Annotated in this window: 14 protein-coding genes and 2 pseudogenes; 2 read left to right on the forward strand and 14 right to left on the reverse strand. The window is 46.2% G+C overall.

Going from position 1 to position 14,084, the window contains the following annotated elements; genetic code table 11:
* Nucleotides 1-52 precede the first annotated feature (52 nt).
* Nucleotides 53-1,480 (forward strand): MDR family MFS transporter, encoded by a 1,428-nt coding sequence (locus AC2TF6_RS14260; protein ID WP_491311579.1) that lies wholly within the window; start codon nucleotides 53-55, stop codon nucleotides 1,478-1,480.
* 70 nt (nucleotides 1,481-1,550) lie between these two features.
* Here AC2TF6_RS14260 and AC2TF6_RS14265 read toward each other — a convergent pair whose 3' ends face one another.
* The 7 genes and pseudogenes from AC2TF6_RS14265 to AC2TF6_RS14295 all read right to left on the reverse strand — a co-directional run bounded on the left by AC2TF6_RS14265 (nucleotide 1,551) and on the right by AC2TF6_RS14295 (nucleotide 6,069).
* Nucleotides 1,551-2,075 carry a dihydrofolate reductase family protein gene (locus AC2TF6_RS14265; RefSeq protein WP_491307293.1) on the reverse strand — a complete coding sequence of 175 codons (525 nt, stop codon included), beginning with the start codon at nucleotides 2,073-2,075 and terminating at the stop codon, nucleotides 1,551-1,553.
* 174 nt (nucleotides 2,076-2,249) lie between these two features.
* The gene (locus AC2TF6_RS14270; RefSeq protein ID WP_491307294.1) at nucleotides 2,250-3,179 is read right to left on the reverse strand and encodes a DMT family transporter; all 930 of its coding nucleotides are present in this window, start codon (nucleotides 3,177-3,179) and stop codon (nucleotides 2,250-2,252) included.
* A gap of 155 nt (nucleotides 3,180-3,334) precedes the next feature.
* Nucleotides 3,335-3,487 (reverse strand): annotated as a pseudogene (locus AC2TF6_RS14275) (aminopeptidase); the annotation flags it as partial.
* A gap of 606 nt (nucleotides 3,488-4,093) precedes the next feature.
* Nucleotides 4,094-4,519: a MarR family winged helix-turn-helix transcriptional regulator gene (locus AC2TF6_RS14280; RefSeq protein ID WP_491307295.1), complete on the reverse strand. Its 426-nt coding sequence runs from the start codon at nucleotides 4,517-4,519 to the stop codon at nucleotides 4,094-4,096.
* 170 nt (nucleotides 4,520-4,689) lie between these two features.
* Nucleotides 4,690-5,244 (reverse strand): nucleoside/nucleotide kinase family protein, encoded by a 555-nt coding sequence (locus AC2TF6_RS14285; protein WP_491307296.1) that lies wholly within the window; start codon nucleotides 5,242-5,244, stop codon nucleotides 4,690-4,692.
* Nucleotides 5,245-5,258: 14 nt separating this feature from the next.
* Nucleotides 5,259-5,477 (reverse strand): annotated as a pseudogene (locus AC2TF6_RS14290) (IS1595 family transposase); the annotation flags it as partial.
* Between the two features lie 82 nt (nucleotides 5,478-5,559).
* A complete protein-coding gene (locus AC2TF6_RS14295; protein WP_491307297.1) occupies nucleotides 5,560-6,069 on the reverse strand; it encodes an RrF2 family transcriptional regulator in 510 nt (169 codons plus the stop codon).
* Between the two features lie 211 nt (nucleotides 6,070-6,280).
* On the opposite strand from AC2TF6_RS14295, the gene AC2TF6_RS14300 reads away from it, so the two are divergent.
* Nucleotides 6,281-6,940, forward strand: coding sequence for an FMN-dependent NADH-azoreductase (locus AC2TF6_RS14300; RefSeq protein WP_491307298.1), 660 nt, complete (start codon nucleotides 6,281-6,283; stop codon nucleotides 6,938-6,940).
* Nucleotides 6,941-7,237: 297 nt separating this feature from the next.
* Here the strand turns inward: AC2TF6_RS14300 and AC2TF6_RS14305 are convergent, their stop codons facing one another.
* From AC2TF6_RS14305 to AC2TF6_RS14335, 7 genes are all read right to left on the reverse strand, one after another.
* Nucleotides 7,238-7,870, reverse strand: coding sequence for a GNAT family N-acetyltransferase (locus AC2TF6_RS14305; protein ID WP_491307299.1), 633 nt, complete (start codon nucleotides 7,868-7,870; stop codon nucleotides 7,238-7,240).
* Nucleotides 7,871-7,993: 123 nt separating this feature from the next.
* Complete coding sequence (locus tag AC2TF6_RS14310; RefSeq protein WP_491307300.1) at nucleotides 7,994-8,797, reverse strand: MerR family transcriptional regulator; 804 nt, start codon at nucleotides 8,795-8,797, stop codon at nucleotides 7,994-7,996.
* A gap of 20 nt (nucleotides 8,798-8,817) precedes the next feature.
* On the reverse strand, nucleotides 8,818-9,405 hold the full coding sequence (locus AC2TF6_RS14315; protein WP_491307301.1) for a DUF1349 domain-containing protein: 588 nt from the start codon (nucleotides 9,403-9,405) through the stop codon (nucleotides 8,818-8,820).
* 631 nt (nucleotides 9,406-10,036) lie between these two features.
* A complete protein-coding gene (locus AC2TF6_RS14320; RefSeq protein ID WP_491307302.1) occupies nucleotides 10,037-10,885 on the reverse strand; it encodes a class I fructose-bisphosphate aldolase in 849 nt (282 codons plus the stop codon).
* 137 nt (nucleotides 10,886-11,022) lie between these two features.
* Nucleotides 11,023-11,844 (reverse strand): carbohydrate ABC transporter permease, encoded by an 822-nt coding sequence (locus AC2TF6_RS14325; RefSeq protein WP_317955869.1) that lies wholly within the window; start codon nucleotides 11,842-11,844, stop codon nucleotides 11,023-11,025.
* Between the two features lie 6 nt (nucleotides 11,845-11,850).
* Nucleotides 11,851-12,729, reverse strand: coding sequence for a carbohydrate ABC transporter permease (locus AC2TF6_RS14330; RefSeq protein ID WP_217562568.1), 879 nt, complete (start codon nucleotides 12,727-12,729; stop codon nucleotides 11,851-11,853).
* 69 nt (nucleotides 12,730-12,798) lie between these two features.
* Nucleotides 12,799-14,079, reverse strand: a complete 1,281-nt coding sequence (locus AC2TF6_RS14335; RefSeq protein ID WP_491307303.1) for an ABC transporter substrate-binding protein — start codon at nucleotides 14,077-14,079, stop codon at nucleotides 12,799-12,801.
* Between the last annotated feature and the right edge of the window lie 5 nt (nucleotides 14,080-14,084).

Raw genomic sequence — 14,084 nt, forward strand, 5'->3', positions numbered from 1 at the left:
GAAAATTGACTTCATTACTTGACCTATATTTGTACGAAAGGAAGGCACAAACATGGACTTGGATTTACAGAAAGTGAAACGCATGCCAATTATGATCGCCCTCATGATGGGAGCATTTGTGGCGACATTAAACGAAACGTTGCTGGGCAATGCCTTGCCTGTGCTAATGAAGGAATTCCAGGTCGGCGCCACCACAATACAGTGGCTAACTGCGGCTTATCTGCTCGTTGTCGGCACACTCATTCCCGTAACGGCTCTTATTCAGCAGTGGTTTACGACAAGACAGCTCTTTTCCCTTGCCATGATTACCTTTTTAATCGGTACGATCCTCGCTGCAACAGCACCCAATTTTGTGTTGCTATTAGTCGGAAGGGTGATTCAAGCCATTGGAACGGGGATCATCATCCCGCTGCTGATGAATACGTTGTTAATGATCTACCCTCCGGAAAAACGAGGTTCGGTTATGGGGGTGCTCTACTTAATCTTTACATTTGCCCCCGCTATCGGGCCTACACTTTCAGGCATTATTATTGATGTCATGGATTGGCGTTGGCTGTTCTATACGATTATTCCCTTTACGATCATTTCCATTATCATCGGGTATGTCTATCTTGTAAATGTCACGACGATCACAAAGCCCAAAGTTGATGTGCTGTCCATTATCTTATCGACATTAGGTTTTGGTGGCGTTGTGTATGGATTTAGCTCTACAGGGAATGCAGGCTGGTCGGATCCGCAAGTTTATTGGCCCATTATCGTTGGCGGCCTGGCCTTGATTTTATTCGCGATTCGGCAACTGCGCATTTCAAACCCGATTTTGGAATTGCGCACCTTCCGATTTTCGTTGTTCTCTCTCTCGATTATACTATTGATTATTGTGATGATGGCGATGTTTGCAACACTCACTTTATTGCCTATGTTTTTACAAAGCGTGTTGCTGGTGACCGCATTTCAATCCGGACTCATGATGCTGCCAGGTAGTGTGGTTAATGGTCTGATGTCTCCTGTTACGGGAAAACTTTTCGATCGATTTGGCGCTAGAATCATTATTATACCGGGTTTATTGATCGTCTGTCTGGCGATGTATCTCTATACGGGATTTACGCTAGAGTCGACGAATCTGCAAATCATCTTAACGCACTGTCTCCTTATGCTAGGTGTGGCGCTCGTTCTGGTTCCCCTCCAAACCTATGGGCTGAATCAAATTACGCCAGAATATTATACGCATGGATCCGCAATTTTCAGTACGTTGCAGCAAGTTGCCGGGGCGATTGGCTCAGCATTGTTCATCGCGACCATGTCCGCGCGGTCTCGTAGTCATTTGGCGCAGTCATCAAGCCCTAATGATGCAGCCGAACAATTAACGGCATCTGTTGCAGGCTACAGTGACACGTTCATGCTCGGTTTCGTTATTGCGATCATTGCCGTGGCAGTTGCTCTCTTTCTAAGAAAAAGCGCAAAAGCAAAACAAGCGGGTTAACCTCTTTCGGTAGTTAGTAAGGACGTGAGATCGGCAGTTCCAATCTCACGTCCTTAATCTGTTCAAAGCTTTAGGATTTCACCGTATAATGGAGTTGAACCATTTGTCCGTAACGTTTGGTCTGGGCCAAGGAAAGCTTCATTTCCGGATTGGCTTTTTTGAATAGCGGAATCCCTTTCCCTAAAATCGTAGGAACCATTGTGATGATAAACTCGTCGACGAGTTTGCTTTTCAATAGTACGTCGAGAATCTCGGCTCCGCCGACGATCCAGATTTTAGAACCTTCCTGTTCTTTCAGATTCTCGATGAACTCCGGCACATCTCCGGTGACAAAGGTTACATGCGGACTTGGTTCTTTTTCGGAACGTGAGAACACATAGCACCTCTTATCTGGATAGGGAAATTGATCAGCTAATTCAAAGGTATGCTCGTATGTTTTGTTCCCCATTAATACCGTGTCAATTGTCTCATAAAATTCGCTATAGCCGTTGACCCCCTCTCCTTCTGCTTCATAGAGCCAATCAATCTCACCATTCTCTCGCGCAATATACCCGTCCAAGGTTGCTGCAATGTATAATACGACTGGACGCTTCATTTTCTGTATCTCCTTTCGAATGTTTAATTTGTTGCTGTCTCCTCATAATAGCCTTAAAATATGTCATCCTGTGTCATATATTAGTAGCGCAAAAATTTTTTTAAAGTTTGAAAGGCGTGGATAATCCAATATGGAGAAGGCATCGATTGCCATACAAGATCTGTGACAAGAGCGTCAAGCGGGTATTTTGCCTTTCAGCGTCTGCCGCTTCCGCCCGCGGTAATTGACACCTAGCACGCCGCCAATAATGAACACTGCACCTATGATGTGATAGTAGGCCAACTGCTCATTCAAGAAGACAACGCCCGCCAGCATCGAAACAAGCGTTCCCACATTGACGAACACGCTCATCTGGGAAGCCTCGATTTTGGACAGTATATAATTGGATAACAGCGCGCTGACCAGCGACGACAAAATTCCGATATACAAAATAGCGACTACGAAACTTCCATCTTTAACCGGTTCGAGCAGCTCAAGCAGTGTACCTTGAGTGGCATGGTTGATGATGGACATTGCATTAAAGCAAATGAATCCTAAAGCCATCATGGCAAAAGTCATTTGGATCGCCGTAAATTCCGTCCTCAGCGACCGGGCCAGCACGCTGTAGACGGCAAGCATAAGCGATGACAGCAGAAGCAGCGCTATGCCTTTCGTATTGGCCACGTTAAGCGATGCTCCTTTCATCATCAAGATATAAATGACCCCGCCGACGGAGGCCAGAACGGATAATTTTTGCAGCCAGGTCGTTCTTTCTTTGAGAAAAAACGCTGCCAGAACCATAGTGAAGATCGGCGAGGAAGCCTGAATAATTCCACCCTCGGACGAACTCGCATACACCAGGCCGAAGGCTTGGAAGGCAAAAAACATGGTCGGATAAAACAGTCCGATCGGCAGAAGGCGCCACACCTTTTTCCCGCGGAGACCCAATTGAACCCAGCCCGCCGCAACCGGGATCAGGATGGATAAAAATGAGATTGTAAAACGATATGCAAGCGTATCGATCGGATTCGATACGCCGAGCGCCACTTTTGTAAACAGAAAGGAAAAACCAATAATTAATGCGTATACTAGTGCACATAGATAAATAATTTTTCTTTGCGTCATATTCAATCATCGCCTTTGCTTGGATTCATTATCAATGCTAAGAGCCGGCCGGCTAACTGAGTTCAGCATAACCGAAACCGAAAGCACTAACTGCCTACAATCTTAAAGACAACAAACTGTACCGGTACAGACATGTACAGAAAGGCGGACCGTCAGAACGTAATCACGCCGTTCACGGAATCACGAACCGGTGTGGAGTACACTTCGCCATCCGGAATGTTCAGGCCGCCGTCGCATTTTACGGCGCCAATGCCTTTGATCGAGAACGTCAGATCGGTGCCCGTGCCGACGAGGCGCACTTTGTCCGTGTGGTCATCAGCTCTTTGAGCTGGCGGCGATACAGAACAGAGCCAGCGCATCAAAAGCGAATTCGCCCCAAACGATTTCCCCCGTGCCAGCGCGAGTGCAATCGGATACAGCAGAACTGTTATGCGAAGATGCCGGCCGAGAAACTTGCCCGCATACCAATTGCCCGCTACGCCGCTGAGACCGAAGACGACCAGCTGCCTCTGTTCGATTTTCCAATCAATTCTCCTCAGAGGCTTTCGCCTGTTTGATGCGGAAGGAAATCGACAAGCTCAGGAGAACGAAAAGCAATTGAAGAGAACAAAGCCGATAGAATCCCCGTCAACAACCCCAAATTTAGCGACTGACTAACGGCGATGAAGGCTCTGCCGATCCCTCCTTCTGGCAAGCCTACAGCCAGCATAACCGCGGCAACCCCAATGATCATAAATCCTATCCCGGCCATTACCCGATTGTTTCTGCCCGTCCCATGGTCTTTGGAGTCAAGCATCGACTGGAGAGGTTTGAATTAACAACTCTAATAAAGTAGTCTTGATGATAATGGTCTTAGCAACTAAATATTCAACCAACATACTTCCTTTATTAAGAAACTGATTCTTCGCCGCTGATTATAAATCTTTTACATTGTTATACATGACGGTTAGAACCCTTCTGAACGTTTCAACTTCCTCTTCGGACAGACCCTTAATGGTGTTCTTATACGCTTCCATGGATGGAGCAAGAATTTCATCTTTAATTTCATGGCCCTTGGGAGTCAAATAAACGCGCAAAGACCTTCGATCCGTTTCGTGAACCACACGATAAATAAATCTCTTCTTTTCCAGTTTGAACAGCATACGCGCTACGTTCGTCTGGTCTTTGTGCAGCCTTTCGGCAAGCTCTTTTTGGGTAATCCCTTCTCTTTCCCACAGGACGATCAGTATCTCCCACTGATCGACTGTAATGTCAAACGGATTCACCACTTTTTGATAGTAGTTGTTAAGCTTAAGCGCCGCACGCTGCACATTAACGCCGATATATTTTTCTAATTCCAAAAGTCACCCTCCTTTATAATAGACACGTTCATAGTTGCTGCGACCATTATATTTGCATTCTTTCCGAATGTCAACTCATCGCATTTATTGACTAAAAGAAATCCGTCTTAATGAAAAGGTGGTAAATTGCACTTTCGTGACCCATTAGCATAACAACCAACTACTTATAATCAAGTCGGATTAAACTTTTGTTCTATATTTTGAGATATAAAGCAAACAATTTCGGATATAGATAAAGTGCCATCGACAATAATGTCAGAATTCGTTTTTATCGTTTTTAGCATCTCAAGATAACCCCGTCTTCCTTGTGAAATGTAGTTATTCATATCCGCTATGATAGTCTCAACAAAACTATTCTTAAAATCTCTTGTAATACGTCGTGCCATTGCAATATCCAAGGGAGTATCAATAAAGACAGTACAATTAATGAACTTGCTCATTTTCGAGTGTTTATAAGCAAACGGAAAGTCCAGCACTATGTAATCTAAAGGTTCGGTAAGTAACGTTTCTAAATCTTTTATAAGAGGAGATAAATCCCATTCGTCATAATTAGCTCCATTATCAACCCAATCTATAATGTCATCAGGACCATCAAAATCGTAATCGTCAAAAAACAGTGTTTTAGAATTTATTAATTTTTGGTTTAGATGTGTCACGATTGTTGTTTTTCCTCCACCAGAAACCGCAGCAATGGCAATAACAAGAGGTAACTTGCCTTTTTTCATAATTATTCCCCCTATTCCACGATTCTCTGGAATGCTTCTGTTGGTATCTGCCTTAAGGCAGAAAGAATTTTATGCCGCCAGTAAAACAAGGTTACATGCGTTACCTTATCATGCAACATCTCAGCACATTTCCTTAGCGAGAAACCTTCAATCATCCATTCAATGAACCGTACCCACAGGTGTGGTCTTCGTGTCCGTTGTAGAGGGGTATTTGTGAGGTCGGCAATCGCTTGTTCAAGAACAACGTAATCATTCATTTACGACAAGCCGAATTCCGCAAACGCTTTCGTTTTCGGCTGCGCCCAATTTAAGTTTTTAGTTTGAATTTTTATTCCTAAAATAGTTTCGACTGCCGGTTCGTGCTTTCTCAGGCAAAACATGATCCAGCTCCCGATTTAACCAAGCAAGAGTTTTATTACGTAAAGCCCCACGCATATGCTCTTCTGCTTCTAGCATTGCCAAGTTAATTGTACATATTGGATTGCTTTGAGTACATGAAGCACATTCTTCATTATCTCTATACATTAAATTCGTTTTTAAAATATTTTTACATTGAAAAATAGGTTTCTTTCCTTCAACTGCTTCAATTACATCCCAAAACGAAATTTCCTCGGGAAGTTTAGCTAATTTATATCCTCCCTTTACTCCAGGTGTTGAACTCACAATACCAGCCCTAGACAATTTACCGAAAACTTTCGAGAGATACGTTTCCGAAAGCCCTTGAAATTCTGAAAGGTCTTTTATTCCTATAGTTTCTTCACCTGGAATATCTATCAAATAAACAAGGCTATGCAAAGCATATTCAACCATTACACTGTATTGCATATATCATATCACCTGCTTTCATGTTAAAAGGCACACAAAAACATAGTATAGCATCCATATCATTTTGTAAATTTATAAAGAGTACATGGCTGGCTGTATTCCTTGACATTCGACGGGGCATATCATATTATGGATTATGTTAATCGTCGATTAAATAAGTCGACAATAAACAATCAGTATAGATGCTTTTCATTCAAGGAGGAAAATACTCATGAGTAAATTACTTATCATCAATGCACACCCAGATTTTGATTCCAAAACCTCTGCCAGTCTGCATGTGTTGAATTACTTTTTAAAAGTATACAAAGAAAATCATTCAAAAGACGAAGTGATTGAAACAATTAATCTGTACGAAGACGAAGTACCCCTGTTAGATAAAAATGTGCTTAGCGCATGGAGCAAACAATCGGAAGGAACAGAATTAACAAGCCAAGAAAAAGAAATAACAGACCGCATGAGTGAGATATTAAAACAATTCAAAAGTGCTGATAAGTACGTAATTGTTTATCCATTGCATAACTTTAATATCCCCTCAAAACTAAAGGATTATATGGATAATATTATGATTCCAAGGGAAACGTTTAAATATACCGAGACTGCATCGGACAATGGAAGAAGATCCGTCGGTCTTCTCAATGATGGAAGAAGTATGGTTGTCATTCAAGCCAGTGGATCAATATACACCAATCATGACTATTACACCGAAGTGGAGTACTCACATAAATTTTTGAAGTCCATGTTTCATTTGATTGGAATCGAAGATTTTGAAACCATTCGAGTACAAGGAACAGCTGTTCTGGACAGAAATGAAGTATTACAAAAAGGGTATAAAGAAGCTGAGGAGCAAGCTTTAAAATTAGCAACTAAATAGGAAAATATGGAGGCAGCCGATCTGTATGATCGACTGCTTTGCCATCATGCCGTTGGAAAGAAACCAGCCTAGTCTGCGTTCCCGCTCGTTATAGAAAAGAGCGCAAAATGGATGGCAATACGCCTTCCGTATGGAACCGCGCTTCCGTAGTATTCCGGCCGGCAATTCCCGGAATTTGAATCTGGCTCGTCGCCATATTCGGACCCGTGATCTTTCGGTCATCCCAATAACAAGCATACCATCGGCGAAGCTGATTTGGCGCCAGCGTAGCGGCTAACGCCCGGGGCAGCTTGTTTTTTATTCCAATCTCCTCCACATATAACTCCATTCTTTCTCATTGAACAACAAATGCCACACCAGACTGTTCTCATGCGACCGGACACTATATCCCAACTGCTCGTACAATTTTCGGGCGCGCTGGTTTTTGCCGGAGACATAGAGACTTAAGCGGTCCACTCCCGGCTCTTGTCGCGCAATCTGTTCCGCCCAGAGCAACAGCATCTTGCCGACTCCCTGGCCGCGATAATCGGGGTGAACCGCCACGTCCGCAATATAACATTCGTCCGCCTGCGGCTTATAGTCGAATAGCGATAGCCCCATCCGCATTTTGAACAAATTCCATTTCCCGAAGCGGTGAAAACTTTGCCAGGAAGGCGGCGCTTGCCGCGGTATTGACGCGCTGCCACCGAATTGGGCCGGCCATTTGATCGCGATGGTGCCGATGACCTTCCCCTCTTGCAAAGCGATCATCCGTCGATTTCCCGGCATGTCGGGAACGTGTTCAAGCCATCGTTCGAAAAAAAGAGCCAGCTCGTCGCCGTCCATACTTGTAAGGTTCCGGAATTTTCCGTGCAACAAATACGCCAGCAATCGGCCGACCTGTCGGTGATAAATCGGTTGCATCGGTTCAAGCGTGATCGGTTCCGTCATTTTCATTCCCTCCTATCTCCATCGGTTGTTGCCGGAGAATTCAATCCCAGTATAAAGTCTCACACGATGTGAAACTCAAGAGGAAAGATCAACCGAACCCGTCGTTGGAGGAAACGTCGTACGCTACTCGGCACCGATCGCTACGCTCACTGCCTTCACGAACGCTTGCTCATCGGATATCACCCATCCGTCTGTATAATAAGTTTCTATAAAAGGTCCCCGAATCGGATACCCACCTGCGGTTGCCCAATCGTGCAAAGCACGATAAGCGTAGCTGATGCTGTCGTAGCTTCCACGGTGCAGGGTGCTAATACAAGGCGATTCTCTGAAAAATCGGATTCGGGGATCGTCCGTTCCCCCCTTCCACTCAATGGGCTGGCCGCTTTCCGCATCGTAGAGCTCCGCATCCGCTTCCTGAACCGTATGAAAAATCGTAAAATGTTGACCGCAGAGCACCGGGTTCATTTGCTTGACGGACTGCCGAAGATGATCCATCAATAGCTCCAGACCGTCTTCATTCACCGTTTTGCGAAAGCATAATGCATGAAAAGTTGGCCTTGTCCCCCGAAAAACTGGATATGTATGTACCCGGTTTATCGTCTTTTCAGGCTCGACGGCGCGCTTCATTTCTTTAATCGCATCTGCATACCCCAGGGTGATTTCCTGCAATTCGGCGATCTTCTCTTGAAAACAGGCTTTGACCACCTCTTCATCCGATTCAAGCACTCGTTTGATGTCCTCTGTGGAGAAATGATATTTGTGCAGCTTTTTGATAGTGTTTAGGATCTGAATATCGTCAGCGGAGTAGTATCGATACCCGTTCGCCTCATCCTTTTTAGGCGTCAACAACCCTTTCTCGTCGTAGTATCTCAACATCCGTTGCGATATTTTGTTGATTTTAGAGAATTCGCCAATTTTATAATCCAATCCGCCGCCTCCCGTTCCAATCATTCATGAGCCTTCCATTTGCATTCCGTGATCTCCATCCCGCTAAAAATAGATGTGAACGAAGAATTCTCCGGGCTGCACGCATACATTCCCAGTTGAATTTCCCCGCCTCCCTCAAATAAATGAAAAATACGCATTTGCCTATATTCTACTCCGTCATATGAGTTCTCGATGCAGAAATCACAATTGCGACGGCTAATTCTGTAAAACATAATTTTAATACTAGCGTCAATATCTATCGTCGCCCAATCGGAAAATCCGTTGTTCGTCACTACGCTGCCTAATCGTTGGTATTGTTCATTTTCGTATTCAATGGAAGCCTTGAACCAATTGTCGCTGTTTTGGTAGACCGCTACACCGCATTGATCAAACCGATTTTTAGTATCAAACTCTGTTCGAACCACAAATGAAAAGTAGGGTTCATGAATCTTAAATAACAGAGCCGGTGCGTTATCGTTTCTAAAACCGTAGTACGTACGCTGCCAAAAGTCCGTTCCAGGCTCTGTTTGAATTACAACTTCATTTTCTCGAATCGAATAACTCGTGGGCTCATTTAACCAAAATAATTGACTTGGATCGTATTTCATGAACTTTCCCTCCTGCTCATACGATAGGTTAAATACGGTGGAACAATGTTTATCATTCTTTACTTGTTTCTCAAAGTATTCATTTTGCAGAAGCCCCATATGAATAATGTCATGCCATTCCCCATCTCTAAATTGACTTTGTCAACTGCTTCCTTCCTTTTGAAAACCAATCTTAGTGTACAAACGAATGGCTCTATCATTAAATGAAAATACATTAAGGGAAACTCGATTTCAACCCCTCTGAACCATTAAAGATGGGTGGGTGGAATGCATAACTTCGATATCATTTCTCCACTTATGATAAAGCTCTGTGTCTTCCTTTGTCATCTATCTTAGGTGCATATAATAAACTATACAATATTGTCGTTTTATATAATGGATTATGCCGACATCTATGTATAGTTTCAACCGTTTATATGAATAAAATGGGGCAGTCATCATAAAAAACCACATTCTTATGAAAAAGAATGTGGTTAAGTTAGCATTTGGGTGGGTGTTATGATTTCTTCAGCAGTACCCGCTAAAAGTTTCCTTCGATCAAGCCATAATGTTAATCAGATTTAAATGCGTACAATACATGCCAATCGTTACTTATATCAGAGGTATCCTATCACCGAAACGACTAGATCGGTCAGCCATTCTCCTGTTCTCCCTTCAATATCGCAAGCGCCTGTTCTGCCGCTGCACCTTCATGCACAATCGACATTAACGCAGCCGTCATGCCTGCAGGGTTCGGATGCTGAATTACATTGCGTCCGTAAACGATACCTGCAGCGCCCTGCTTCATCAGCTCATACGTACGATGCACGATCTCTTCATCGCTTGCGCGGCCGCCGCCTCTTACGAGTACGGGAACGCCGGAAGCTACCTCAATCACCCGATGATATTCGGATACATCGTCGCAAGGATCCGACTTGATGATATCTGCACCAAGCTCGACGCCTTGTCGGACAAGCGCCATAATTTTACTGATGTCGCCGTCCACCATATAGCCGCCGCTCACTTCATTCGGCAGCATGACCAGCGGTTCCACCATGAGCGGCATGCCGTATTGTTCGCATTCCGTTTTCAGCCGGGAGATGTTCGCGACGCATTGATGATGCAGCTCCGGCTGTCCCGGAAGCAGCAGCAGATTGACGCATACGGCAACCGCATCCAATCGCACGGCATGCCAGATCGCCCGATCGACCAACTCGCTGAACAAGTGCCGCGGCAGCTCCTTACCGTAAATGTTGGCCGCATCCGTCCTCAGAACTAGACCAGGCTTCGCCTTCCCCGGGATTTGCTGATATTGGCGGGCTTGTCCGACGCCCAGTTGCACGCAATCCGGATTCGCCCGAATCACGGTATCGATCGCGTGCTTCATATTTTCAATCCCGGACAAAAAGGAAAATTCGTTGAAAAATCCGTGATCGATCGCGACATCGAAGCATTTTCCATCCTGAGCAAACATTCGATTCAATCTTGCGGTGACCGACATATCCTTCACTCCTTCGGATTAATCGTTTGTAACTGTTTTTAGTGATAATTGCAACTATATATATTGCCTATAAAATGATTATTTGCTCATGCGACTAGATCCCAGCGCGGGATGCGAAGACCTCCGAATCGCCGCATTCAGCCCTTGACCGCCCCCGCCGACAATCCTTTTACGAAGAAACGCTGGAAGCTCAAGAACAAGACCAGAATGGGCAGCAGCGTGATGGTGATACCCCCGAACAGCAGACTCAAGTCCGCCATTCCGCGTCCGGCGAAAAACTTGTACAAGCTGATGCTGATGGTGGGGTAATCCTTAGCATTGACAATCACCAGCGGCAGCTGCAGGTCGTTCCACACATAGATGAATTGCAAAATAAACAGGGATGCCGTCACCGGCTGGACGAGCGGGAAGATAACGCGGAAGAACGTGCGCGCCGGTGAACTGCCGTCGATATAAGCCGACTCTTCCAGATCGAACGGCAGGCTGCGCATGAAGCCGCTGAACATGAAGATGCAGAAAGGCGATAATACGGCAACATAGACCAGCGTGATGCCCATCATGGTATTTTGCAAGGAAAGGCTTTTCAAGAGAAATACGATCGGAATGAGCACCGATTGCACCGGGATCAGAATGGCAGCAGCGTACACCCAATACAGCGTGTTAAATATCGGGTGCCGGATACGGGCCACGGCGTAAGCGGCCATCGCGGACAGACTGATGGCGAAAATCAGCGCGATGCCGGCGATCGAAAACGTAACGCCATACGCTTTGAGCGTGTTCATCTTCTCGAAAGCTCTTACGATATTGTCGAATCCGACGGAAAAATCGGGCAACGCCAGGGGCGCGGTGACTATTTGCTTATGGCTCTTGAACGCATTGATCATGATCAGGTACAAGGGAATCGATACGATCACCGCGAGTAAGCAGGCGAACAGCTCGAAGGCGGTTTTTTTCGCCATTTTCACCTATGACACCCCCTGTTCGTATTTTCGAGTCATCGCGAGGAAAAATAGCGTCACGACCAGTGCGACAAGAGTCAGGATGAACGACGACGCCAAGCCGTACGACAATTCGCTTGAAGCGAACGCATAGCGGTAGATCCGGATGGCCAGCGTCTCGCTTGAATTTGCCGGACCGCCGCCCGTCAGCGCAAACGGCAAGTCGAAGATGCGTATGCCGTTGGCGAGGCCGATCAGCACATTCACGGTAATGCCCGGTGCGATCATGCGCAAGGTGATCGAGAAGAATGCTCTAACCTTAGAGGCGCCGTCGATGCTGGCCGCTTCCTTAAGTTCGGCGGGAACGCCCTGCAAGGCGGCCAGATAAATGATCATGACCGGCCCGATCCCTTGCCACACGGTAATGAAAATGAGGGAGTACACGACATAGTCGGGTGAATCGATCCAAGGAATATTGACCTTGGCATCGCTTAGCTTTGTCAGCAGCATATTCAGCAGCCCACTGTTCGCATCGAATATATACCGCCAAACAAACGAAGCGACGACAATCGGGATGATGCTCGGAATGTAGAACAAGGCGCGCAAAATGTTTTTGGTCTTGAGTGCCTGATCCAGCATCATCGCCAATAGCAACCCGACGGCGTTGGCCAGGAGAGCGGTGGAAATCCCGATCACGAGCGTTCGGGTCAGCGATTCGGTGAACACCTTGTCCTGGAAAATATCCCAGTAATTTTGGAGGCCGATGAAACGGTAGGCCCCGACCCCCTTCCAATCTGTAAAGCTGTAATAGAAGGACTGGACAATCGGGACTAACAAAAAGATCGCGATGACGGCGGTGATCGGGATGACGAACGCAACACCTGTGACAAACATTTTTCTTTGCATAGGGTAACCCTCAATTCATTCGAATTCATTGCTGACCCATAGTCGCATTTGTGAATAGGTCCTTACCTGTTATTTCGCTTTCGTCTTGTTATATTCGGAAATAAACTTGTCGATCACTTTGTCGAGTTCGCCTTTGAACGTATATTCTTGCGCCGCATTGCCGAGTGCAACCCAGGTCGCGCCCGGGATTGGGCCCGTATTGGCGAACGAGATCACTCGATCCGTCTCCAGCCATTTCTGCGCGTCGCTATACGCTTTGTCGGGCTTGCCCACTCCTGACTGAGCCGAGAGCGAACCTTCAGCCTCCGAGATTTTTCCGTAAATCTCCTTGCTGAATAGCCAATTCAAGAACACTTTCGCTTCCTCAATGTGTTGACCCTTGGCATTGATGGCGAACCCGTCTCCCGGGACGAACACGTAAGCGTTCTCCGCGTCTGGCGTATAGGGCAGGTTGATAAAACCGAAATCGAGATTCGGCGCCAGCTCGTGCAAGGTTCGCGCTTCCCATGTGCCGCCCAGCAGCATAGCGGCATCTTCATTGGCGAACGATTGCTGAGCGGTCGCGTATTCATTCGTGAAGCTGCCCGTGCGCACAAAATCGTTCAGTTCTTTGAAGCGCTGGAATCCTTCCGCCAGGATGGCGCGGTTCTCCGGTAGGCTCCAATCGATGCTGTTGGACAGATAGGCTTGCTTGAACGCGTCGTTTTTGACCGCGTGCGTGCCGAACGTCCAATGGAACACATTGCCGACCCCGGTCTCCCATTTGGAAGAATATACAAGAAGATCCTTACCTTTTTCCTTCAATTTCTTACCGGCATCCAGCAGTTGATCCCATGTTTGGGGCGGTTCGTTATAGCCGACATCGGCCAGCATCGCTTTGTTGTAGGTCAACCCGAGCACGCCGAGGCCGAGGGTGAAGATCGCCTGCTTGTCTCCCAAGGACGTCGCTTTACGGATGGAATCGGAGAAGTTCCGGCTTGCCTCCAGCTGGCTCAGATCGTAGATATATCCTTGCTTCATGGCCATGGCGGTTGTGTCGTGGCCGATATTCAGTTGATAGATATCCGGCAATTCGGCGGTGGAGATACGTGTGCGTAACGTATCGAAGAGACTGCTGTCAGGAAGGGTTTCCGCTTTGATTTTAATATTGGGATGATTTTTCTCGAACTCTTTAATCAACTCAAAGTGGATGTTGCCGAACACCGATTCCGCGAACAGCATGGACACTTCCACTTGATCGTTCCCGCGGCTTGCAGCGCCTTCGTCTTTGCCTCCTCCCGAACAAGCGGCCAACACATTGGCGAGCACAACGAGGGCAACTCCGACGCGCGTCATCTTTTTCAACCTCATGGTCA

It is taken from the genome of Paenibacillus sp. JNUCC 35 (assembly GCF_058269095.1).